This window comes from Aequorivita sp. CIP111184 (assembly GCF_900489465.1).
Classification (GTDB): domain Bacteria; phylum Bacteroidota; class Bacteroidia; order Flavobacteriales; family Flavobacteriaceae; genus Aequorivita.
In genome coordinates this window covers 24,568-46,930 of sequence record NZ_UEFQ01000032.1, presented here as the reverse complement: position 1 = coordinate 46,930, position 22,363 = coordinate 24,568, and the positions used below count along the sequence as shown (strand labels likewise).

20 protein-coding genes are annotated in these 22,363 nt (G+C 36.2%); 15 read left to right on the top strand and 5 right to left on the bottom strand.

Features of this window, described 5'->3' with window-relative positions:
* Nucleotides 1-2: 2 nt before the first annotated feature.
* A complete protein-coding gene (locus AEQU1_RS15525; protein ID WP_111882569.1) occupies nucleotides 3-1,124 on the bottom strand; it encodes a VWA domain-containing protein in 1,122 nt (373 codons plus the stop codon).
* A gap of 140 nt (nucleotides 1,125-1,264) precedes the next feature.
* Here AEQU1_RS15525 and AEQU1_RS15520 point away from each other — a divergent pair, with 140 nt between their 5' ends.
* Nucleotides 1,265-3,205: a S9 family peptidase gene (locus AEQU1_RS15520; RefSeq protein ID WP_111882568.1), complete on the top strand. Its 1,941-nt coding sequence runs from the start codon at nucleotides 1,265-1,267 to the stop codon at nucleotides 3,203-3,205.
* Nucleotides 3,206-3,212: 7 nt separating this feature from the next.
* On the opposite strand, the gene AEQU1_RS15515 is transcribed toward AEQU1_RS15520, so the two are convergent.
* Entirely contained in the window at nucleotides 3,213-4,178 is a 966-nt protein-coding gene (locus AEQU1_RS15515; protein ID WP_111882566.1) for an App1 family protein, read from the bottom strand.
* Between the two features lie 65 nt (nucleotides 4,179-4,243).
* On the opposite strand from AEQU1_RS15515, the gene AEQU1_RS15510 reads away from it, so the two are divergent.
* The 3 genes from AEQU1_RS15510 (at nucleotide 4,244) to AEQU1_RS15500 (ending at nucleotide 7,102) form a co-directional block, all read left to right on the top strand.
* Nucleotides 4,244-5,149 (top strand): diacylglycerol kinase family protein, encoded by a 906-nt coding sequence (locus AEQU1_RS15510; RefSeq protein WP_111882565.1) that lies wholly within the window; start codon nucleotides 4,244-4,246, stop codon nucleotides 5,147-5,149.
* Nucleotides 5,150-5,151: 2 nt separating this feature from the next.
* Nucleotides 5,152-6,366 carry a bifunctional alpha/beta hydrolase/OsmC family protein gene (locus tag AEQU1_RS15505; RefSeq protein WP_111882563.1) on the top strand — a complete coding sequence of 405 codons (1,215 nt, stop codon included), beginning with the start codon at nucleotides 5,152-5,154 and terminating at the stop codon, nucleotides 6,364-6,366.
* Nucleotides 6,367-6,499: 133 nt separating this feature from the next.
* Nucleotides 6,500-7,102, top strand: a complete 603-nt coding sequence (locus AEQU1_RS15500; RefSeq protein ID WP_111882562.1) for a superoxide dismutase family protein — start codon at nucleotides 6,500-6,502, stop codon at nucleotides 7,100-7,102.
* Between the two features lie 68 nt (nucleotides 7,103-7,170).
* Here AEQU1_RS15500 and lpdA read toward each other — a convergent pair whose 3' ends face one another.
* Entirely contained in the window at nucleotides 7,171-8,574 is a 1,404-nt protein-coding gene (gene lpdA, locus AEQU1_RS15495) for a dihydrolipoyl dehydrogenase (RefSeq protein ID WP_111882560.1), read from the bottom strand.
* 175 nt (nucleotides 8,575-8,749) lie between these two features.
* Between lpdA and AEQU1_RS15490 the strand changes: the two genes are divergently transcribed.
* Nucleotides 8,750-9,949, top strand: coding sequence for an aminotransferase class I/II-fold pyridoxal phosphate-dependent enzyme (locus AEQU1_RS15490; protein WP_111882624.1), 1,200 nt, complete (start codon nucleotides 8,750-8,752; stop codon nucleotides 9,947-9,949).
* 63 nt (nucleotides 9,950-10,012) lie between these two features.
* On the opposite strand, the gene AEQU1_RS15485 is transcribed toward AEQU1_RS15490, so the two are convergent.
* The gene (locus AEQU1_RS15485) at nucleotides 10,013-11,275 is read right to left on the bottom strand and encodes a hypothetical protein (protein WP_181566799.1); all 1,263 of its coding nucleotides are present in this window, start codon (nucleotides 11,273-11,275) and stop codon (nucleotides 10,013-10,015) included.
* A 245-nt stretch (nucleotides 11,276-11,520) separates the two neighbouring features.
* Between AEQU1_RS15485 and nhaC the strand changes: the two genes are divergently transcribed.
* From nhaC to ribB, 10 genes are all read left to right on the top strand, one after another.
* Entirely contained in the window at nucleotides 11,521-13,011 is a 1,491-nt protein-coding gene (gene nhaC / locus AEQU1_RS15480) for a Na+/H+ antiporter NhaC (protein ID WP_111882557.1), read from the top strand.
* A gap of 153 nt (nucleotides 13,012-13,164) precedes the next feature.
* On the top strand, nucleotides 13,165-13,800 hold the full coding sequence (locus AEQU1_RS15475) for a peroxiredoxin (protein ID WP_111882556.1): 636 nt from the start codon (nucleotides 13,165-13,167) through the stop codon (nucleotides 13,798-13,800).
* Between the two features lie 2 nt (nucleotides 13,801-13,802).
* Nucleotides 13,803-14,117, top strand: coding sequence for a co-chaperone YbbN (locus AEQU1_RS15470; protein WP_111882554.1), 315 nt, complete (start codon nucleotides 13,803-13,805; stop codon nucleotides 14,115-14,117).
* A complete protein-coding gene (locus AEQU1_RS15465) occupies nucleotides 14,098-14,346 on the top strand; it encodes a DUF6952 family protein (protein WP_111882552.1) in 249 nt (82 codons plus the stop codon). Before AEQU1_RS15470 ends, AEQU1_RS15465 begins: the two co-directional genes overlap by 20 nt.
* A gap of 142 nt (nucleotides 14,347-14,488) precedes the next feature.
* Nucleotides 14,489-14,989: a thiol peroxidase gene (gene tpx / locus AEQU1_RS15460; protein WP_111882551.1), complete on the top strand. Its 501-nt coding sequence runs from the start codon at nucleotides 14,489-14,491 to the stop codon at nucleotides 14,987-14,989.
* Nucleotides 14,989-15,348, top strand: a complete 360-nt coding sequence (locus AEQU1_RS15455) for a diacylglycerol kinase (RefSeq protein ID WP_111882549.1) — start codon at nucleotides 14,989-14,991, stop codon at nucleotides 15,346-15,348. The genes tpx and AEQU1_RS15455 overlap by 1 nt, the downstream gene beginning before the upstream one ends.
* Before the next feature lie 93 nt (nucleotides 15,349-15,441).
* On the top strand, nucleotides 15,442-17,802 hold the full coding sequence (locus AEQU1_RS15450; protein ID WP_111882547.1) for a DNA translocase FtsK: 2,361 nt from the start codon (nucleotides 15,442-15,444) through the stop codon (nucleotides 17,800-17,802).
* Nucleotides 17,803-17,886: 84 nt separating this feature from the next.
* The gene (locus AEQU1_RS15445) at nucleotides 17,887-18,525 is read left to right on the top strand and encodes an outer membrane lipoprotein carrier protein LolA (RefSeq protein ID WP_111882622.1); all 639 of its coding nucleotides are present in this window, start codon (nucleotides 17,887-17,889) and stop codon (nucleotides 18,523-18,525) included.
* A gap of 10 nt (nucleotides 18,526-18,535) precedes the next feature.
* Nucleotides 18,536-19,981 (top strand): LptF/LptG family permease, encoded by a 1,446-nt coding sequence (locus AEQU1_RS15440; protein WP_111882546.1) that lies wholly within the window; start codon nucleotides 18,536-18,538, stop codon nucleotides 19,979-19,981.
* A 76-nt stretch (nucleotides 19,982-20,057) separates the two neighbouring features.
* Nucleotides 20,058-21,206, top strand: a complete 1,149-nt coding sequence (gene ribB / locus AEQU1_RS15435; RefSeq protein ID WP_111882544.1) for a 3,4-dihydroxy-2-butanone-4-phosphate synthase — start codon at nucleotides 20,058-20,060, stop codon at nucleotides 21,204-21,206.
* Here the strand turns inward: ribB and AEQU1_RS15430 are convergent.
* Entirely contained in the window at nucleotides 21,196-22,359 is a 1,164-nt protein-coding gene (locus AEQU1_RS15430; protein ID WP_111882543.1) for a hypothetical protein, read from the bottom strand. The genes ribB and AEQU1_RS15430 overlap by 11 nt on opposite strands.
* Between the last annotated feature and the right edge of the window lie 4 nt (nucleotides 22,360-22,363).

The following is a 22,363-nucleotide window of genomic DNA, read 5'->3' as shown; positions in this document are numbered from 1 at the left end:
ATTTATCTAATTCTTTTCTTTCTATTTGTTTCGTAATCGCTAAAAATCATTTCGCCCAAACCTTTAAGGCCAGTATAAAATGCCTTCCCTTGATTTGCTGCGGTAAAATGCTCTATAAACTGCATTAAATATGGATCCTCAGCAATCATAAAAGTTGTAATAGGTATATGAAGTTTTCGTGCCTGAGAAGCCATTGCGTAACATTTATTTACAATATAACTGTCAAGACCGTTACTGTTTTTATAATAACGTCCATCCGGAAGCCGCACGCAGCTAGGTTTTCCATCGGTAATCATAAAAATCTGTTTGTTCGTGTTTCTTTTTCTTCGCAATAAATCCATCGCTAATTGAAGTCCCGCAACTGTGTTAGTGTGGTAGGGTCCAACATTTAAATATGGTAAATCTTTAATTTTAATGGGCCAAGCATCATTTCCGAACACCAATATATCTAATGTATCCTTTGGATAACGGGTTGTAATAAATTCTGAAAGAGCCATGGCTACTTTTTTGGCGGGAGTAATTCGGTCTTCACCATAGAGAATCATACTATGACTAATATCAATCATTAACACGGTGCTCATCTGGGTTTTGTACATGGTTTCTTCAACCACCAAATCGTTTTCAGAGAGTGTAAAATCTCCCATACCGTGATTAATCTGCGCGTTCTTGAAACTCTCAGTCATCGAGATTTGTTCTAGCGAATCGCCAAAACGATAATCGCGAAATTCTCCAGCTTGCTCATCACCCCTACCCGTTTGTTTGGTTCGATGATTGCCTGCGCCATTTTTCCTTAGTTTTCCAAAGATCTGTTCTAAAGCTCGCTTCCGAAGTGCTCTTTCTGTTTTTTCAGTAATGACCAATCCGTTTGAACCATCCATCTTTATTTCTTCACGGAGGTACCCTTTCTTTTTAAGGTCTTCCACAAAATCATCTAAGGTATAATCTTCTGTAGTAAGCTTATATTCTTCATCTATCTGTTTCAACCAGTCCATTGCTTCATCGAAATCACCAGAAGTATGGGTTATCAATTCTTGAAAAACATCAAAAAGTTTTTCGAATGGTGATTGGTCTTTGGGAGTGTGCTTAGTGAAGATAAATCCGCTTTTGGCATCTTTCTTATTCATAATTTAAAATTAAAACATTCCTTGTTTAAAAAAAAAACCGAAACGTTAAACTAATACCAAAAAAATAATCCATTCAAATAAAACAAAATTTCATAGATTTGTTTTGAAAATCAACAAGATAACCGCCAAAATATACCTTTATGAAAAATCTTAGTTTAATCGGTATCGCATTATTACTTTTCGTTGCCTGCAAAGACAAACCAAAAGACGAGACTAAAGAAGTCGCTGAAGTAAAAACCTACAATATAGAGCAATTTATGGGTAATGAAAAGGCTTCGGCAAATGGTTTTTCTTCAGACAAATCCAAGGTTTTAATAACCAGCAATCGCTCCGGGGTTTACAATATGTACAACGTTTCTGCAGAAGGGGGTGAATTTATGCCTATCACTCAGTCTGACAGTGCTTCAATTTATGGTATTTCCTATTTTCCTGATGACGATAGAATTCTCTTTAGAATTGACGGGAATGGGGATGAGATTTTTAAAATTTTTGTGAAAGACAGCAACGGAATCAAAAGATTGACTCCTGAAAAAAATGTTAGGGCATTATTTCAAGGTTGGGCAAAAGATGGTAAAAGTTTTTATTACAACAGCAATGAACGCAGCCCACAAATGATGGATGTTTATGAAATGGACATTGCGACTTTCAAACCGAAACTTATCTTAAAGAATGAGGATAATATGGATTTTGGAGGGATTTCAGCAGATAAAAATTATTTGCTATTATCGAAAGACATAAATACGAATGACAACGATATGTATTTATTAAACAGAAAAACGAATGTAAAAACGAAAATAAATGAGTCTGTGTGCAAAAATACTCCTCAGGATTTTTCTCCAGATGGAAAATCATTCTATTACACTACCGATGATAATTCTGAGTATAGCTATTTAATGAAATACAATATTGAAGATGGCTCAAAAGAGAAGGTTATGGAAAAAGATTGGGACATTAATGCTTTCTATTTTACCCACAACGGAAAGTATCAGGTTCTTTTTTCCAATGAAGACGCCAAAACAAAGATGTACGTAACGGAAGTTGCCACAGGAAAAGAATTGAATTTTCCTGAAATTGATGGACAAGCAATTGATGCCGCTAGCTTTTCAAAAGACGAAACAATGGCGTTGTTAACCGTTGGCAGCTCACAACTTCCCACAAACACTTACTCATATAATATTGCATCTGGAAAATATAACAAACTTACTGATGTTTTGAACAAAGAAATAAATCCTGACGATTTAGTGGAAGCAACTGTTGTTAGGTTCAAATCATTTGATGGTTTGGAAATTCCTGCAATATATTACCAACCAAAGCAAGCCAATCTAGATAATAAAGCTCCCGCTCTTGTATGGGTTCACGGTGGTCCAGGCGGCCAATCAAGGCAAGGTTTTAATTCTTTGATTCAATATTTGGTAAATCACGGTTATGCAATTCTGGCTGTCAATAACCGCGGAAGTAGTGGGTACGGAAAAAGTTTCTATAAGATGGATGATCAAAACCACGGAGATAAAGATTTGAAAGATTGTATTGCTGGGAAAGATTGGTTGGCAAGTCAAGACATCATTGATAAAGATAAGATTGGAATTTTAGGTGGTTCTTATGGCGGATTTATGACAATGGCCGCCTTGACATCTGCTCCGGAGGAATTTAAGGTTGGCGTTAATATTTTCGGCGTGACCAACTGGATGCGAACTTTAAAAAGCATTCCACCCTGGTGGGAATCTTTTAAAGATGCACTTTACACAGAAATGGGTAATCCAAATACCGCGGATTCTGTTCGCTTAAAGCAAATTTCACCATTGTTTCATACCGAAAACGTAACCAAACCCTTAATGGTTTTGCAAGGAGCCCAAGATCCAAGAGTTCTTAAAATTGAATCAGACGAAATTGTTGAAGGTGTTAAAAAGAACGGTGTTCCTGTGGAGTATGTTGTTTTTGAAGATGAAGGGCATGGCTTCGTAAAAAAGGAAAATGAAATTGTAGCTTATGGAAAAATCCTGCATTTTTTAGACCAATACTTAAAGGGTGAAGGGCAGACCTCATTAGATAATAACAAAATGGAATCGACAGAAGTAAAATAGTGCGGTTTTACAAAATTCCGATTTTTTCAGAATGTGCAATCGCTTCTTCACTTTTGCTGAAATAGCAAGTTGATACATTCATGGATTCAATATTTTTAAGAATCACTGTGGTTTGTTGTTTCTTTCTTCGGGAAGTTTGTCTAATGTAAATGGCTTTAATATTTTGCGGAAAAATCTTAACGATTCTTTCGTATAAATGCGGATCCTTCTGCGAATCATCGCCTAATAGAATATATTCAAGTTTTGGGTAGAACATAATTATATCCTTAATCTTTTCGAACTTATGGTCGTGGCTTCCCCTTCCGGTAAAAAGAAAATCAGAAATTCCCGTTTTAATTTTTTTTAATTTTACAACAGCTTTTGGAAGTTTATGCAGTCGCGCAAAAGAATCAATAAATTCATATAAATTCCATTCGCTGCTGGAAACATAGAAGAATGAATTTGAAGCCATCTCATTCTCCTGCCCTGCCCTGCTCAAGGCTTGGTAATATGGCACTACATCTTCAAAAACCTTACGCTTGTTGATGTTTTTTAGAAGAAGCACGTATAATTTTTTTAAAAAATTTCCGCTGTGTGAAACTAAAAAGGTATCATCAATATCTGAAATAACACCAACTTTACTCTCAAAAGGTTTTAATAATTCAGAATTTTCAACAATGCCGTATTCGTAGATTTTACAACTCACTTCGTAAGGATGCCAGCCACTTTCAAGCTTTTCAGAATAAGGAATCGTAAAACGAAAGTAACCATCGGCCAAAGTTTTGGTAGTAACTTCTATATTTTTAAATTTCAGCTTCACTTCCACATTTTCCAGCGGTTTAATGCGAAACATATGAATTACTGAAACCGCATGACGAATTCCTTTACGATCCAATCGATATTTATCTGGTGCCCAGGATTTAAACACATGGCCAAAAACAACTAGTTCCTCGTCATTTACATAACCACGGTAAAGATTTAAATCAAGCTTCACTTATTGAGATTTCGTTAACGGTTTAGCATTTCCAAATTACTTAATTTTAAAAACAATCTATACCAATGAATTCAGAAAATTATATTTTACTTGTAGTGAACCCTATTTCAGGCGATTGCGATAAATCTCCCATAATATCATCCGTAAAAGATGAAGTTAAAAAGAGAAAATTTAAGTTTAAACTTTTCGAAACTAGCGGAAAAAAAGACAAGGAAAGCATTGAGTCGCTAATAAAAGAATTAAAACCATTGCGAATTTTGGTCGCAGGTGGCGACGGAACAATATCGTTGGTAGCACAGTGTATTTTGGGAACCGATATCTGTTTGGGAATAATTCCCGCAGGTTCGGCTAATGGTATGGCGGTAAATTTCAACCTTCCCGAAATCCTTTCAGAACAAATAGAAATTGCATTATCAGATTTCACCATGAAACTAGATGTACTTTTTATCAACGAGAAAATTTGTCTTCACATTGCAGATATGGGTATTAACGCAGAACTCATCAAAAATTATGAGAGTGCTGGTATTCGTGGAAAACTTGGGTATTTTTTACAATCTATCCCCACACTTTTTAAATCAGAATCGCCTTTTCAATTTAGTGTTGAAACTGATGAGGGCACTATTGAAGAAACTGGAATTCTGTTAGCCATTGCAAATGCTAATAAATATGGAACTGGCGCTAACATTAACCCCAACGGCAAAATAAACGATGGTAAGTTTGAAATTCTTATTTTCAAAGATCTTGATTTCATTGAAATTTTTAAGACAATAAACGACCAACCTGAAATGTCACCAGATTTTGTGCGTGTTATTTCAACAGATAAAGCTGTAATTAGCTCAAGAAAAAAAGTGCCTTTTCAAATAGACGGAGAGTTTCTTGGTGAAATCAATAAGGCCACGGTAAATATAGAGACAGAAAAGCTTTTGGTGGCATTGCCACATTCTTTCTGTAGATTGCATAACAAACAATAAATATGAACATTCATAAAGTAACCTTTACAAATAAAGACGAAGAAAAATTGGCGGGCCGGTTGGAACTTCCCTTAGATCAAAAACCACATAACTTTGCAATTTTTTCACATTGTTTTACGTGTACCAAAAACTTGACAGCCGTAAAAAATATTGGACGTGCTTTAACCGCTGCCGGTTTTGGAGTACTCCGTTTTGATTTTACAGGTTTGGGTGAAAGTGAAGGTGATTTTGAAAACACAAATTTTTCCGGAAATGTTGAAGATCTTGTTGAAGCCGCAAACTTTCTAAAGGAAAAATATATGGCTCCCACCCTGTTGATTGGCCACTCTTTGGGAGGTGCTGCAGCTATATTTGCAGCATCAAAAATTCCCTCAATAAAAGCAGTGTCAGTAATTAATTCGCCTAGCCATCCTCTACACGTGATGAATCTTTTAAAAGATAGCACTCAGGAAATTAATAAAAATGGAAAAGCAAAAGTGAATTTAGGGGGAATAGATTTTACAATTAAAAAACAGTTTTTGGACGATCTTGAAAACAATTCACTAATTGATATTATTAGTAATTTTGATAAAGCACTTTTAATTTTACATTCGCCTCAAGACACTATAGTAAGTATAAATAACGCGGAAGAAATTTATAAAGCAGCACACCACCCAAAGAGTTTTGTTTCCTTGGATGGTGTGGACCATATGCTTTCGGAAAAAAAAGATTCGAGTTACGTTGGACAAGTTATTGCTGGTTGGGCAGCACGCTATGTTGAAATACCAGCACCTGAAGAAATAAAAAGCAATAGCAAAGTTGCAGCAAGTTTAAATAGTGATGATAAATTTTCAACAAATTTAAAATTGGGAGACCATTATTTTATTGCTGATGAACCAACTGAATTCGGGGGAAACAATTTTGGACCTTCGCCCTATGAATTTCTTTCCGGAGGCCTTGCCGCTTGCACTGTGATGACCATTCAAATGTATGCTAAAAGGAAAAAGTGGGAAGTTGAGAATGTTGTTTGCCACATCAATTATTCAAAAGATCATGCATTTGATTGTGAGCACTGTGAAAAGGATTCTGCAAAGATTGACACCTTTACACGTGAAATTAAATTAGAAGGAAACCTTTCCGAAGAACAGAAAAATAAACTGCTTGTAATTGCTGATAAATGTCCCGTACACAAAACATTGCATTCCAAAACACAAGTAATTACTAAGCTTATTGAATAGCTTCAGTTAATTTGTAAATGATTGATAGTTATTTGAAATGCTAAGATTTGTTTAAAATTTTGCTAACGGCGAATTGAAATCTTACCTTTAAAAATCAAACTAGAACCAACATTAACTATTAAAACTTTATAAAATGAAAAAATTAGGAATATTGATTGCAGCTATTACAATTACTGCATTTGTAGGCTGTAAAAATGAAAAAAAGGACATGGACAAAACGGACGGAATGAGTGATTCCATCCAAATGGATTCCAATTCGGAACAAGACAATATGAAAGAAGCTCCGAAAACGGTTACTGTTTCCATGCAGTCTAAAAGCGGAAGCACTGTTTTAGGCGAAGTTTATTTTACCGAAGAAAACGGAATGGTAAAAATGGATGGTAAATTTAAAGGTTTAAAACCAGGGATGCATGCCATACATATTCACGAAAAAGCAGATTGTAGTTCCGAAGACGGAAAATCTGCAGGTGGTCACTGGAATCCAACCCATCAAAAACACGGTAAGTGGGGCGATGCCGAAGGATACCATAAAGGTGATATAGGTAACTTTGAAGCCGATGCTGATGGAAATGGAAAAATTTCAATGCAAACAGATGAATGGTGTATAGGTTGTGGCGATGAGAATAAAGATATTCTTGGGAAAGGATTAATTGTTCACGAAGGAACAGACGATTTCACGACCCAACCTACTGGTGATGCCGGAGGAAGAGTGAGCTGTGGTGGAATTATAAAATAAAATTATAATTTAGTTAAAATAAAAAGTCCCGCAAAAGCGGGACTTTTTTATATTTAAGAAATTATTTTCTAAACGTGCAAAGATCTATTATCGGTGGCAGCAAGAGCGGCTTCTTTCACAGCTTCTGCATACGTTGGATGTGCGTGGCTCATTCTGGCAATATCTTCCGCACTTGCTCGGAATTCCATTGCAACAACAGCTTCAGCAATTAAATCGGCAACTCGGGCGCCTACCATATGTACTCCCAATACCTCATCGGTATTCTTGTCGGAAAGTATTTTTACAAAACCATCGGTATCGCCACTGGCTCGGCTTCTTCCCAAAGCACGCATGGGGAATTGACCTACTTTATATTCAACATTGGCATCTTTTAGTTGCTCCTCCGTTTTTCCAACAGAAGCAACTTCTGGCCAAGTGTAAACTACTCCAGGAATAAGGTTATAATCAATATGAGGTTTTTGTCCAGCGATAATCTCAGCAACCAAAACCCCTTCTTCCGAAGCTTTGTGCGCAAGCATGGCGCCGCGAACCACATCGCCAATGGCGTATATGTTTTTAATGTTTGTTTGCAGGTGATCATTTACGTCAATCATTCCACGTTCGGTAATTTTAACGCCCGCATTTTCTGCTTTTAAACCATCGGTATAAGGTTTTCTTCCAACTGAAACTAAGCAATAATCTCCTTTGAAAGTTACTTCTTTATCATTTTTATCAGTTGCTGTAACAGTAACTTCTTTTCCTTTTTTGGAAACTGCAGAAACTTTATGTGATACATAGAATTTAATGCCTTGTTTCTTCATCACTTTCAATAATTCCTTGCTTTGTGCGGAATCCATTGTTGGAATGATTCGGTCCATATATTCCACCACAGAAACTTCAGAGCCCAAACGGTGGTAAACTTGGCCAAGTTCCAATCCAATAACACCACCGCCAATAACAACAAGATGTTTGGGAACTTCTTTTAAACTTAAGGCTTCGGTTGAAGTAATCACTCTGTCTTTGTCCAATTTTATAAAAGGAAGCGTTGCAGGTTTACTACCAGTAGCAATGATTGTGTTTTTGGCTTCAATGGTCTCTTTCTTTTTGCCATTGGTGATTTCAATATGGGTGGCATCCTTAAAAGCACCTATTCCCGTGAAAACGTCAATTTTATTTTTATCCATCAAAAAAGCAATTCCTTTAGTAGTTTGATCCACTACTGAAGCTTTGCGTTCTATCATTTTTTTGAAATTCAATTTTATTTCACCTGGTATTTCAATACCGTGCTCCTCAAAATGCTTCATGGCATCTTCATAATGATGTGAAGAATCCAACAACGCTTTGCTTGGAATACAGCCTACATTTAGGCAAGTTCCGCCCAAAACATCATATTTTTCAATGATTGCGGTTTTCATTCCCAACTGTGCGCAACGGATTGCCGCCACATACCCGCCGGGACCCGAACCAATTACTGCTACATCATAAGTGCTCATAAATTATTTCTTTTAAATTGAAGTGCAAATTTAACAGTTAAAGCTTAGATAGTAAAAGTTATAATCAATAAAGTTTTTGCTAATCAGAAAACAAAACTTTTAAAAGGAAAGCGTTTATAATTTGACCACTCATTTAAATTTTCGCAAATTTGCCAATCAAACACAAAATATAATTATGGCTTTTAAACCAGCAGACAAAATTCAGGATTTACAGTACTTCGGAGAATTTGGAGGCGTTAATCCTTCCATTTCCGATTCTTCCACATATACTTTTCTTTCAGCAAAAACTATGTTCGATACTTTTGAAGGAAACGCTGATGGCTGTTATTTATATTCACGCCACTCTACCCCTTCCAACCTTTATTTGGGTCAAGCTCTGGCTGCAATGGAAGGTACCGAGACCGCAAATGTTGCCGCAAGTGGAATGGGCGCTATAACTCCAGCTATTCTTCAACTTTGTAAAGCTGGCGACCACATAGTTTCTAGCCGAACGATTTACGGAGGAACCTATGCTTTTCTGAAAAACTTCGCGCCGCGTTTTAATATTGAGACTTCATTTGTAGATATTACAAAAATTGACGAAGTTGAAGCAGCTATTTCTGAAAACACAAAAATCATTTACTGCGAAACCGTAAGCAATCCACTTATGGAAATTGCGGACATTAAAGCTCTTTCAAAAATTGCAAAAAAACACGGATTACAATTATTGGTTGACAATACGTTTTCGCCCTTGAGCATTTCTCCAGCGGAATTGGGAGCAGATGTTGTATTGCACAGTTTAACAAAATTCATAAATGGAAGCAGCGACACTATGGGTGGCGTAACTTGTGGTAGTCAGGAATTCATTGATAGCCTTAGAAGTGTAAATGATGGCGCCAATATGCTTTTGGGACCCGCGATGGACAGTTTGCGAGCGGCTTCTATTCTTAAAAATTTACGAACCCTTCATATTCGTATAAAACAACACAGTGAAAATGCTTTGTATTTAGCTGAAAAGTTTGAGGCAGATGGTTTAAAAACTGTTTACCCAGGATTGAAATCGCATTCGGGGCACGCACTTTTCAAAAAAATGATGAATGAGGAATACGGTTTTGGCGGAATGCTTACAGTTGATGTAGGTGGAATTGATAAAGCCAATGAATTGATGGAAATGATGCAAGAACGCAATCTTGGTTATTTGGCCGTGAGTCTTGGTTTCTACAAAACTCTTTTCAGCGCACCGGGCTCATCCACTTCTTCAGAAATTCCGGAAGAGGAACAAAAGGAAATGGGACTTAGTGATGGATTGATTCGTTTTAGTATTGGTTTGGACAATGATATTGCCCGTACCTATGCAATGATGAACGAATGTATGAAAGAGGTTGGTATTTTATAATTTGAAATTTCTTCAAAAAAAAAACTCCTGATTAACAGTCAGGAGTTTTTCTTGGACAAATTTTTAGTATTCCTTAAATTCAATAATGGAAATATAGAATTTATGAGATGGACTATTGAATGTTTGAGAGGTTGTATTTATCAATTTAATTCGCACTGTCTGGGTTCCATTTAATTTAGACCAAGCAATAGAAAGATCATCTGACATAGAATTATCAGGCGTAACTATTAAACTTGCTGCCACTGTGGAAGGTTGTAAATCACTAGGAATGTTAATTGTTAAAATAACACTACCGTTTGGTTGAATAGTACCGAAATTCATTTCTTTACTAAAGCTCATAAGGTTTTTTTGAATAGAGCCTTTATTTCCCAATTTGTAATTTCCATTAACATCTAACTTAGTATTGATATTTGGAGTACTCGTTCCAATACCAACGTTGGCGTCAGTAATATTTCCAAGTACCACCGCATTATTTTGGGATGCTACTGCACCATTACCTATAGCAGTTGAATTATAGTTTTTTGCTAAAGAACTATTACCAATTGCCGTAGAATTTTGTGCTTCGGCCTTAGCTCTTTGTCCAATGGCCGAGCTATTTTCTCCTGTAGCTTCACTATTTGTACCAACTGCCAACGTATTATTACTAGTAGTTGCTTTGGAGTTAACACCAATTGCAGTAGCCTGAAAACTCGATGCAGTTGATGAATTTCCCAAAGCTAAGGTGCTATTGCTTGTTATTGCTTTTGCATTATAACCTAGCGCTGCCGACTGAAATCCAGAAGCTGTTGCAGAAGCACCAATTGCGGTTGCTTGATTGCTGTTTGATGCGCTTGCATTTGTTCCTATAGCTACAGAATTATTTTCGTTCGCCACAGCTCCGTACCCAATAGCCAATCCACCATGTGGATCAAATAAAGCCATTTGGCTATTATTTACTTTAAGTTTGAGGGCATTATAATTTGTGGTACCTAAGAATTTTGAGTTATCAATACTATTTCCAGCCAAGGACCAGCCATCGCTATTACCTCCCCCACCTCCACCAGAAGTGTCAGAAATGGTATTCCATTTATTACCACTCCAAAAATAAAATCCAGGAGTAAGACCTCCGTTTGATGAGGTATTATAAACAAGCAGGCTAATTGCGGGATTTGAAATTGTGCTATTATCTCCTGAACCATTTAAAGCCACCCGCGGAAGCAGCATACCTTTATTGGTAGCCGAAACATCAAGAATACTGGATGGATCTGGAGAAGTGGTATTAATACCAACTTGGGAAAAACTTAAAAATGAATAAAGGGAAAAGGCAAGAAAAAAGTAGGTTTTCATAAGATTTAATTGATTTGGGTGTGCAAACGTAAGATGCATTTTCGATACCCTTAACTGTTTTCGATATAACCAATTATATACTCGTTGTAATACATAATTTTAATTTTCTACTATTTTTAAAAACCACTTATCTTCAAAATTGACAGATATACGAATTTGATTATGCAACTTAGTTTACAACCTATTTTTAATTTGCATAGCTTTTCACAAAATCGTAACATTACATTCCATTTTAAAATTTCCCTATGCAAAGCCAAGATATAAAGCCAACCGAACCCAAAGATGATCAAGTTGTAGAAAATGTAGAACTGAATATTTGGGAGGCATTGATCCCTGTCTTTGCGCTTATAGGAATGCTTGCTTATAATGTTTATACATATGGTAGCGATGCTTTAAGTGGCTCTAACCAGTTTGTGCTTTTATTGGGGGGTGCCGTAGCTGCTATAGTTGGGTTTTTCAATAAAGTAAGTTTTGAGCAAATGCTGGAAGAGGTAGCTGTAAATATAAAATCTACCGCAAGTGCTATTTTAATTTTATTAATGGTGGGCGCATTGGCAGGAACTTGGCTTATTAGTGGCATAATCCCAACGATGATTTATTATGGCCTTCAAGTGTTAAATCCCACAATTTTTCTAGCAGCGTGTGTTATTATTTGTGCCATTATTTCGGTTGCAACTGGAAGTAGCTGGACAACTTCTGCAACTGTTGGTATTGCTCTAATAGGTATTGCTGACGCATTACATGTTCCTTTAGGAATGACTGCCGGTGCCGTGCTTTCGGGAGCTTATTTCGGAGATAAAATTTCGCCAATGAGCGACACAACAAACCTTGCGCCTGCCATGGCGGGAACAGATTTGTTTACGCACATACGGTATATGCTTTACACAACTACTCCCACAATTATAATTACTTTAATCGTATTCATAATTATAGGGCTCAATTTGGATACTACGGGCAAAGCAGATACTCATTTAATATTAGCTGCCGTAAATGACGCCCTAAATGTTAGTCCGTGGTTATTTGTTGTGCCAGTTATTGTAATCGGTCTTATAATTATGAAAACTTCGCCTTTAATAGCGTTGTTAATAGGAACTCTTTTAGGTGGTATAGCTGCATTAATATTTCAGCCAGAGATTGTGACCGCAATTGGTGGAGGAACGCATTTAGATTTTCAAACTGCCTATAAAGGAATTATGAATGCAATTACGGTTGAAACTTCCATCCCAACCGACAATGAAGCATTAAAAGGCCTTTTCACAGCCGGTGGAATGAGTAAAATGATGGGTACTATCTGGCTTATACTTTGTGCGATGACTTTTGGAGGAATAATGGATGCTATTGGTGCATTGGCTACAATAAGTAAAGCATTGCTAAAAATGTTTCACACGGTTTTTGGCCTTTTTGCAAGTACAGTTATTAGCTGTTTGGCTTTAAACGTAACGGCAAGCGACCAATATCTTGCAATTGTAATTCCTGGAAAAATGTATGCCAAAGCTTTCAAAGATAAAGGGCTAGCTCCTGAAAATCTATCAAGAACGCTGGAGGATTCCGGTACCGTAACATCAGTATTAGTTCCGTGGAATACCTGCGGAGCATACCAAAGTGGGGTTTTAGGAGTTGATACCCTTCATTATGCAGGTTACGCAATTTTTAACTGGCTCAGCCCCTTTATGACTCTTCTTTTCGCTGCTTTCCGAATCAAAATCAGACAGTTGGCTTCTCCAGAAAAAGCATGATCCACATCTATAGTTTTTATTTATCGTTAAAAATTTAACCTATTGTATAAATCTATTGGTTTATAGATTAATCCATTCGGTAATTTTCCTTTGTCCATAAGGAGTTTTTATCTTTGCAGCAGAAAATTATTAACTTATAAAATAAATTAAACTATGTCATTAGTAGGAAAAAAATTCCCAAACATTTCAGTAGATGCAATGAACGAAATGGGGGATACTTTTAAACTAAACGTGCTTGAAGAAGCAAAAAAAAACAACAAAAAAGTATTACTTTTCTGGTATCCAAAAGATTTCACTTTTGTTTGTCCAACCGAAATTCACTCTTTTCAAGAGGCGCTTTCAAAATTTGAAGATAGAAACACAATGGTTATAGGTGCTTCATGCGATACTCCTGAAGTACATTTTGCTTGGCTGAACACACCAAAAGACAATGGCGGAATTGAAGGTGTAACATACCCTCTATTGGCTGATACCAACCGCAATCTTTCAAACGCGTTAGGAATTCTTGATATCACAAACGAGCGTTACGATGAAGAAACCGGAATTCTCATGGTAGATGGCGATAACGTTACTTACCGTGCAACATATTTAATTGACGAGGAAGGAAAAATTTTCCACGAAGGCGTGAACGATATGCCATTGGGAAGAAACGTAAATGAATTCCTTAGATTGGTTGATGCTTACACGCACGTTCAGAAAAACGGTGAAGTTTGTCCAGCAAACTGGGAAGAAGGAAAAGATGCGATGAAAGCAACTCGCGAAGCAGTAGCAACTTATTTAAGAAATTAATTATGTTACTTGAATTAAAAGACGATAGTCTGCAACAGCTAATTTCTGAAGAAAAGAACGTAATTGTTCAGTTTTCAGCAGGATGGTGCGGCAATTGCAGAGTGATGAAACCGAAATTCAAAAAGTTGGCTTCGGAAACTGAAGGTTATAAATTTGTTTTGGTAGATGCCGAAAAATTTCCTGAAAGTAGAAAAATGGCAAATGTTGACAATTTGCCAACCTTTGCAACCTTCAAGAATGGTGAATTGGTAAACCAAGTGCAGACCAACAAATTTGAACTTTTAAAAGATCTAGTAAATGAAGTTGCCAGTAATTAGACATATTCAACGAAACAATTCTACGGCACAGATTGAAAACTGTATCGAAGTTTTGGAATCGTTTAGTGAATACAACCGGATTACGGAAGATGAGATGGACATCATTGGCGAGCTAATCACCAACCTTTGCGGTGCAGTGGAAGTTCACAAAATGATTGAGGACGGTATGCCGGAGCGCGATGCTGCAAATACTTTTGCGCAGAAAGTTATTGGCTCCATAGACCGATAGAAATTTAAACTACATTATAAAAAGTCCCTTTGCAATTTATTGTTAAGGGATTTTTACTTTCAAAACATTTTCTTTAAGAAGTTGTTTGCATTTTAAGCAAATCTGAATCCGTATCTTTATACTTCATTTTAAAAACAAGATAATGGCAACAATAAAACTAGGAGGAAATAATATTGAAACTATTGGAACACTTCCAAAAGTAGGCGATACAGCTCCAGATTTCGATTTAACTGCACAAGATTTAAGTTCAAAAAAATTATCAGATTACAGAGGGTCGCGAGTGGTGATGAATATTTTTCCAAGTATCGACACAAATGTTTGTGCAACATCGGTACGTAAATTCAATGAGAAAGCAACCGGTTTGAAGAATACAAAAGTGCTCTGCATTTCTAAAGATCTTCCTTTTGCCCAAAAACGGTTTGTAAGCGATGAAGAAATAAACAACGTTACCAACCTGTCAGATTTTCGCGACGGGAACTTTGGAAAAACCTATGGGGTAGAAATGAACACTGGAGCATTGAGAGGTCTTCACTCTCGCGCAGTCGTTGTTTTGGACGAAAACGGAAAAGTAATCCACAGCCAGCAAGTACCAGAAATAGGAGAAGAACCAGACTATCTTTCTGCATTAAAACCACTTTTATAATGTGGAATTCATTTTTAGGAAAGCGCCTTAAAGGATGCGGCTACGCGTTCAAGGGCGCTTTGCTTTTATTGCGCCACGAAGCAAGCATTCAAGTGCAAGCCCTCATTGCGGTAATAATGACTATTGCTGGATTTTATTTTGAAATTTCTGCTACGGAATGGATCCTTCAAATTTTTGCAATTGGTTTGGTTATAAGCATTGAAGGACTAAATACCGCAGCCGAGGAAATCGCAGACTTTGTACATCCAGATTTTCATAACAAAATAGGTTTTATAAAAGATATTGCAGCCGGGGCAGTTTTTTTTGCGGCGGTTACTGCTGTTATTGTAGGTTGCATCATCTACATTCCTAAGTTTTAAAGCAATTAAAACTTATTTGGAATTTGTTTTTTGTAATTTGAAATTTTACACGTTGATATTTGTATTTTTGCTGAAAAGACAACCGCTCCATTAATGGCCAAAAAGAAAAAAACAACCACTAAAACACCGCGCAAAAAAATAAGCTTTTCGCTATCCAAACAACAAAAAATTCTTTTGGGTAGCTTTTTGTTTTTGTTGGGGCTGGCACTTTTATTTTCTTTTGTTTCCTACTATTTCACCTGGCAGGCAGACCAAAGCGAAATTGGTAATTTGGCTGAAAGGGAAATACAGGCTAAAAATTGGCTTAATAAATTTGGCGCCAATGTGGCTCATTTCTTCATTTACGACGGTTTTGGAATCTCCGCCTTTATTTTTGCATTTCTTGTTACCCTAACGGGAATTTACTACTTCTTTGATTATGCCAAGAAACAATTGTCCAAGTTTTGGTTTTGGGGAATACTTTTAATGCTTTGGATTTCAGTATTTTTCGGCTTTTTCGGAAAAAAAACAACCCTTTTTAGCGGAATTATTGGCTATGAAACCAACGATCTTTTACAAGATTATATAGGATTGGTGGGCGCAATGCTTATTATGATTTTTATATTGATAATCTACTTGGTAGTTAGATTAAAACTAACCCCCGAAATGGCCATTGATGCTTTTAGAAGCTCTAAAAAACAAATTGCTTCAGAATTTGTTGCAAAAGAAAAAACAGACACAAGTTCCCAAAGTTTTTCTGTAAGTGATGTTGAAGAAGAAGAAGAAATTCCTGAGCCTTTTATTGAAGAAAAAGTTAAAACTACCCCTCCTCCTATTGTTGAAAAATTAATTTTGAAATCTGACATAGAGGGCGATGTGGAAATGGAAGTAGAACAAGCTCCAGATGAGGAAGAGGAAATTGAAAACCTGAGCGACAAGTTGGTTAAAGATTATGGCGAATTCGACCCAAGATTGGAATTAAGCAACTATAAATTTCCAAGTATTGAGCTGCTTCGAGACCACACTGTAGGCGCTGGAATAACAATAGATCAAGAAGAACTTGAGGAAAACAAAAACCGGATTGTTGAAACACTTAACAATTATAAAATTGGGATTGCAAATATTAAGGCAACCGTTGGACCAACTGTTACGCTTTACGAAATTGTACCTGATGCCGGTATCCGTATCTCAAAAATAAAAAACCTAGAGGATGATATTGCACTTTCCCTCTCGGCTTTGGGCATTCGTATTATAGCGCCAATTCCGGGTCGCGGTACAATTGGTATTGAAGTACCAAACAAAAATGCAAAGATCGTTTCCATGCGCTCGGTAATTGCTTCTGCAAAATTTCAAAATGCAGAAATGGAGCTACCCATAGCTTTCGGAAAAACAATTAGTAACGAAACTTTCGTTGTTGATCTCGCTAAAATGCCACACATGCTTATGGCAGGTGCTACCGGTCAAGGAAAATCTGTTGGTTTAAATGCTGTACTTACTTCGCTTTTGTATAAAAAACATCCCGCGGAAGTAAAATTCGTATTAGTAGATCCAAAGAAGGTGGAACTTACGCTATTCAACAAAATTGAACGCCACTATTTGGCAAAACTTCCTGATACCGAAGAAGCTATTATTACCGATACTACAAAAGTAATCCATACTTTGAACTCGCTTTGTATTGAAATGGACGCGCGATATGATTTGCTAAAGGATGCAATGGTCCGTAATATTAAAGAATACAACACTAAATTTAAAAATAGAAAACTGAACCCGAATGATGGGCACCGTTATTTGCCATATATTATTTTGGTAATTGACGAATTTGCCGATTTAATTATGACTGCCGGCAAAGAAGTAGAAACACCTATAGCTCGATTGGCTCAGCTAGCACGTGCTATTGGAATCCATTTAATAATCGCTACACAACGACCTTCGGTAAATGTAATTACAGGTATTATAAAAGCAAATTTCCCTGCGCGGATTGCTTTTAGGGTAACAAGCAAAATTGATTCCCGTACCATTTTGGACAGTTCCGGAGCAGATCAACTTATTGGTCGTGGAGACATGCTTTATACACAAGGAAACGAATTGACACGAATTCAATGTGCTTTTGTTGATACGCCGGAAGTTGCTGATATTACAGAATTTATAGGCTCCCAAAAAGCATATCCCGATGCGCATTTGCTTCCTGAATATGTGGGCGAAGAAGGTGGCACAAATGTTGATATTAACATCGAGGAACGGGACAAAATGTTTCGTGAAGCCGCAGAAGTATTGGTAATTGCACAACAAGGCTCTGCTTCTTTATTACAGCGAAAGCTTAAATTGGGGTATAACCGTGCAGGACGTATAGTTGACCAATTGGAAGCGGCCGGTATTGTTGGGCCCTTTGAGGGCAGCAAGGCACGGCAAGTTTTGGTTCCAACAATAGATGCATTAAACCAACTTTTAGATAATGAAACGCCAAATGATAACTAGAAAGACAAATGCAACTGCATATGTGGCATTCCAATCTTCTTATTTATTCAATAATAACTACAGATCAAACTAATGATTATTAAAATGAAAAAATTCAGTATTATTTTATTTGCACTTTTTGTTACTTCCTTTTCACAAGCACAAGATGCAAAGTCTATGCTTAAAGAAGTTTCCGCGAAGGCAAAAAGTTATGATAACATTTCAATAGATTTCAAATATAATTTGAACAATACCAAAGAAAATGTAAACCAAGAAACGCGTGGCGATGTTACGCTGCAAGGCGATAAATATGTTTTAAATATGCTTGGCACTACTCGTATTTTCGATGGAAAAAATATTTACACCATCGTTCCCGAGGATGAAGAAGTTACAGTTTCTGCTTACAATCCCAGTGACGACAAAGAAATTACACCTTCAAAAATGTTGACTTTTTATGAAAAGGGTTACACTTACAAAATGGACATTGAACAAAATGTAAAAGGAAGAAAAATTCAGTTTATAAAGCTTATCCCAATCGATTCAAAAGCAGAGATAAAAGACATTCTTTTGGGTATTGACGTCCAAACAAAGCACATTTACAAATTAATTCAGACGGACGCCAAAGGCACAAAATATACCCTTACCGTAAATTCTTTCAAAACAAACCAACCCGTTTCCAAAACCTTGTTTACTTTTGACGAGGCTAAATATAAAAAAAGCGGTTATTACATAAACAAAATCTAGCCGCACGCAAGTGAAAATACTGGACAGGTATATATTAGTTAGTTATTTGAAGACGTTCTTGAGCGTCTTCATTATTTTAATGTTCATATTTGTCTTGCAGACAATTTGGCTCTACATATCTGAACTTGCCGGAAAGGATCTTGACGTCTGGATAGTCCTTAAGTTTCTTTGGTATGTTTCCCCAAGATTGATTCCCCTAGTACTTCCACTCACTATTTTGGTTACTTCATTAATGGTTTTCGGGAGTTTTGCTGAAAAGTACGAATTTGCTGCGATGAAATCTACTGGAATTTCATTACAGCGCGCTATGGGCAGTGTAATAGGTTTTATTGTAGTACTTTCCATTACAGCATTCTTTTTCGCAAATAACGTTATCCCCTATTCCGAATACAAATGGCAGAACCTGCGGCGGAATATTTCGCAGTTTCAACCTTCCATGGTTATTTCCGAAGGGCAGTTTAGCCAAATTGGAGATATGTTCAATATTAAGGTTGAAGAGAAAAGTGGTGACCGCGACCAATATTTGAAAGATGTGGTGATCCATAAAAAGAATGAAAACAAACCCAATGGAAATTTCACAGTAATCATAGCAAATAATGGGGAACTTGCCAGTGAAGAGGGAAGCAATACACTATCACTTATTTTAAAAGAAGGAAATTATTACGAGGAAATCCAAAACAAGAATCCTGTAAAACAAAAGAGTGAGCCCTTTGCAAAAAGCTACTTTGACGAATATTCCATAAATATTGACCTTACTGAATTGAACAATAAAGATGTTGATAAAGAAAACAATCTGAACAACCAAAACATGTACAATATCAGTGAATTACGAGTAGAAATAGATTCGCTTTCACAGAGTTATTCCACCGATATTGAATCCTACACCAAAAACATGTATTACCGAAGCGGTGTAGAAAAATTTAAAGAGAATAAAATTAGTGATACTATTAAATCACCCACTGTTGCTACAATTCTTGACATTTACAATCCAACCCAACAGTTACAGATTGTTAAATTAGCATTAAACAACGCTAAAGGAACACTTCAGACTGTTGATGCAAAAAAGGAAGAATTTAAAAATAAAACCAAAAGATTAAATAAAACAGAGATTGCATTGCACGAAAAATATGCACTCGGCATTGCCTGTATTATTCTCTTTTTTGTTGGGGCACCATTGGGAGCAATTATTCGCAAAGGAGGAATGGGCTTACCTATGGTTGTTGCAATTATGCTTTTTCTAACATATCATTTTATAGGTATTTTTGCAAAAAACAGTGCCGAGGATGGTACGATGCACCCTTTTATTGCTACTTGGCTAAGTACCGGAATTATGCTTCCTCTTAGTATTTGGCTCACTTATCGCGCTACGACAGACCAAGGACTTTTTGATTTTGATTCCTTTATGCAGCGAATTGGAAGATTATTTGGAATAAAAAGAAAAAAGAAATCCAAATAGGAAATCTATAATCCAAATCCTGTTTTAGCCAATTCCAACTGTACATTTTATATCTTTGCAACACATATTTATAGCTATGATTTCCACACAAAAAGAAAAATTCGTTCAACTTAATACAATTGAAGAAGCCATTGAAGATATCAGCAATGGAAAAATAATTATTGTAGTTGACGATGAAAACCGAGAGAATGAAGGAGATTTTATCGCTGCAGCCGAAATGGTTACACCAGAAATGATCAATTTCATGGCTACTCACGGTCGAGGACTTATATGTGCGCCATTGACCGAAGAACGCTGTAACGACCTTGATTTAAATATGATGGTAGAAAACAACACCGTGCTGCACCACACACAGTTCACTGTGTCTGTAGATTTGATTGGCCACGGCTGTACTACCGGAATTTCTGTTCACGACCGTTCAAAAACCATAAAAGCACTTGTAAACGATGAAACCAAGGCTTCTGATTTAGGAAGACCTGGACACATTTTTCCATTGCGTGCAAAAGAAGGTGGCGTATTAAGAAGAACAGGCCACACCGAGGCTGCTATAGATTTAGCGCGACTTGCAGGATTGAAACCTGCTGGGATTTTAGTTGAAATTTTAAATGAAGATGGAACCATGGCAAGGCTTCCACAATTAATGAAGGTTGCCAAAAAGTTTGATCTAAAAATTATCTCCATTGAAGATTTGGTAAAATACCGAATGGAGCATGATTCTTTAATTGAGAAAAAGGAAGATTTCAAAATAAATACAAAGTTTGGAGATTTCAGACTTCGCGCATACAAACAAACTACAAACGATCAAATTCATATTGCGCTCACAAAAGGAAGTTGGAAAGAAAATGAAGCCGTTATGGTTCGCGTAAACGCAACCTTGGTAAATGGTGATATTTTGGGAACCCTTACCAATAATACTGAACAGAAACTTGATGATATGTTCAATGTAATCAATAATGAAGGGAAGGGCGCCATTGTTTTCATAAACCAACAGAGCCAATCACTAAACCTTTTAAATCGCTTAAAAGACTTGAAAGAAGCTCAAAAACCTAATGAAATTGCTAAAGCATCCCGAATTGAAATGGACAGTAAAGATTTCGGGATTGGGGCGCAGATTCTCCACGATTTGGGAATCCACAAAATTCGACTTGTTTCAAATAGCGAACAGACCAAACGTGTTGGAATGATTGGATATGGATTGGAGATTATGGAGTATGTTAGTTATTAAGAAATTTAGGAGCAAGAATTTCCCTAATCCTTTCCGGGTTTTCTTTTTCAAATAATTCCTTTAAAATATCGAAAACCTTTTCATCGTCTTTTTGGCCATATCTTTTATACAATTTATATAGATCAGGAAATTTTTCATCTAAAAGTATCTTCATTTTATCTTTTGTAATTCCGTGAAATATTCCAGTAGATAAATCTAAAATGAAGCAATTTCTGGCTTGCATATAAGGGAATTCAGATTTTCCCAATACAATACTGAGATCATTCAGATAAGATATATCTTTCAAAAACTTTTCGTTGAACAATAAAAAATTGTCAATTTTATACGTTTTTACAAAATAATCTTCACTAGAATACAAGTTAGAATTTACATAAATATTACTTCCGTCGTAATATGCCATATAATTAGAAGGTAAACCATCTTCTTTTTTTATAATAAGCTTATCCGTTTTATTTCTTTCTTCAGGTTTAGTTATTACAACTTTATCGTCATTTATTGCTCTATTATGTTGCAATTCAAAAAAAGTATAGAAAAAACCTTTCTGAATAGGCTCCTTTAGAATTGGAGTGCCATTAGGTTCACTCTGAAGATTTAACATCCCTTTCGATTCAAAATTTGGATTTTCTTTAAAAAAAGAAAGCAAGCTTTCCTTTAGAACATCTTGAATTCTTTTGGAGTGACTGCCTGTTGCATCAATTGTAGTTTTTATAGAAACACTGCTGTACCTACCAAGCAATTCATACATATTGTTTCCTTTTGGTTTTAAAACTTCAAGCACCACTTTTGCCTTTCCTTCTTCTGTAAAATTCTCTGGATTTTCAGATATTTTCAGTTCATCAATGCGAATTGTAATAGGTTTTGATGTTGTTTTATTTGGGAAAATAACGTCAAAATAATCTTTTAATTCTTTAGAAAAACTTTGCTCGAAAACAAGAGGCGTTCTCGTGTTATTAAAACCTATTTGAACAATGCCAAGATAACTTTTGGAAAATCTATTGTCAATAATATTTTCAACATAAAAATTTACACCTTCAATAGCTTCAGATTTTTCCGGTTTTAAAGAGAGGGTTGCAACCTTTATATCCTGACAAAAGGAATTTTGAAAAAAACAAATTACCGTAAAAGCAAGTAGAACACTTCTTTTAAAACTCATAAAT

What these genes read in the sequence shown, in the direction of transcription:
- AEQU1_RS15475 (WP_111882556.1), top strand. Translation starts at nt 13,165, where the DNA reads ATGTCATTAGTAGGAAAAAAATTCCCAAACATTTCAGTAGATGCAATG.
- ribB (WP_111882544.1), top strand. Translation starts at nt 20,058, where the DNA reads ATGATTTCCACACAAAAAGAAAAATTCGTTCAACTTAATACAATTGAA.
- AEQU1_RS15465 (WP_111882552.1), top strand. Translation starts at nt 14,098, where the DNA reads ATGAAGTTGCCAGTAATTAGACATATTCAACGAAACAATTCTACGGCA.
- AEQU1_RS15450 (WP_111882547.1), top strand. Translation starts at nt 15,442, where the DNA reads ATGGCCAAAAAGAAAAAAACAACCACTAAAACACCGCGCAAAAAAATA.
- nhaC (WP_111882557.1), top strand. Translation starts at nt 11,521, where the DNA reads ATGCAAAGCCAAGATATAAAGCCAACCGAACCCAAAGATGATCAAGTT.
- AEQU1_RS15510 (WP_111882565.1), top strand. Translation starts at nt 4,244, where the DNA reads ATGAATTCAGAAAATTATATTTTACTTGTAGTGAACCCTATTTCAGGC.
- AEQU1_RS15500 (WP_111882562.1), top strand. Translation starts at nt 6,500, where the DNA reads ATGAAAAAATTAGGAATATTGATTGCAGCTATTACAATTACTGCATTT.
- AEQU1_RS15430 (WP_111882543.1), bottom strand. Translation starts at nt 22,359, where the DNA reads ATGAGTTTTAAAAGAAGTGTTCTACTTGCTTTTACGGTAATTTGTTTT.
- AEQU1_RS15525 (WP_111882569.1), bottom strand. Translation starts at nt 1,124, where the DNA reads ATGAATAAGAAAGATGCCAAAAGCGGATTTATCTTCACTAAGCACACT.
- AEQU1_RS15505 (WP_111882563.1), top strand. Translation starts at nt 5,152, where the DNA reads ATGAACATTCATAAAGTAACCTTTACAAATAAAGACGAAGAAAAATTG.
- AEQU1_RS15520 (WP_111882568.1), top strand. Translation starts at nt 1,265, where the DNA reads ATGAAAAATCTTAGTTTAATCGGTATCGCATTATTACTTTTCGTTGCC.
- AEQU1_RS15445 (WP_111882622.1), top strand. Translation starts at nt 17,887, where the DNA reads ATGAAAAAATTCAGTATTATTTTATTTGCACTTTTTGTTACTTCCTTT.
- AEQU1_RS15470 (WP_111882554.1), top strand. Translation starts at nt 13,803, where the DNA reads ATGTTACTTGAATTAAAAGACGATAGTCTGCAACAGCTAATTTCTGAA.
- tpx (WP_111882551.1), top strand. Translation starts at nt 14,489, where the DNA reads ATGGCAACAATAAAACTAGGAGGAAATAATATTGAAACTATTGGAACA.
- AEQU1_RS15485 (WP_181566799.1), bottom strand. Translation starts at nt 11,275, where the DNA reads ATGAAAACCTACTTTTTTCTTGCCTTTTCCCTTTATTCATTTTTAAGT.
- AEQU1_RS15490 (WP_111882624.1), top strand. Translation starts at nt 8,750, where the DNA reads ATGGCTTTTAAACCAGCAGACAAAATTCAGGATTTACAGTACTTCGGA.
- lpdA (WP_111882560.1), bottom strand. Translation starts at nt 8,574, where the DNA reads ATGAGCACTTATGATGTAGCAGTAATTGGTTCGGGTCCCGGCGGGTAT.
- AEQU1_RS15455 (WP_111882549.1), top strand. Translation starts at nt 14,989, where the DNA reads ATGTGGAATTCATTTTTAGGAAAGCGCCTTAAAGGATGCGGCTACGCG.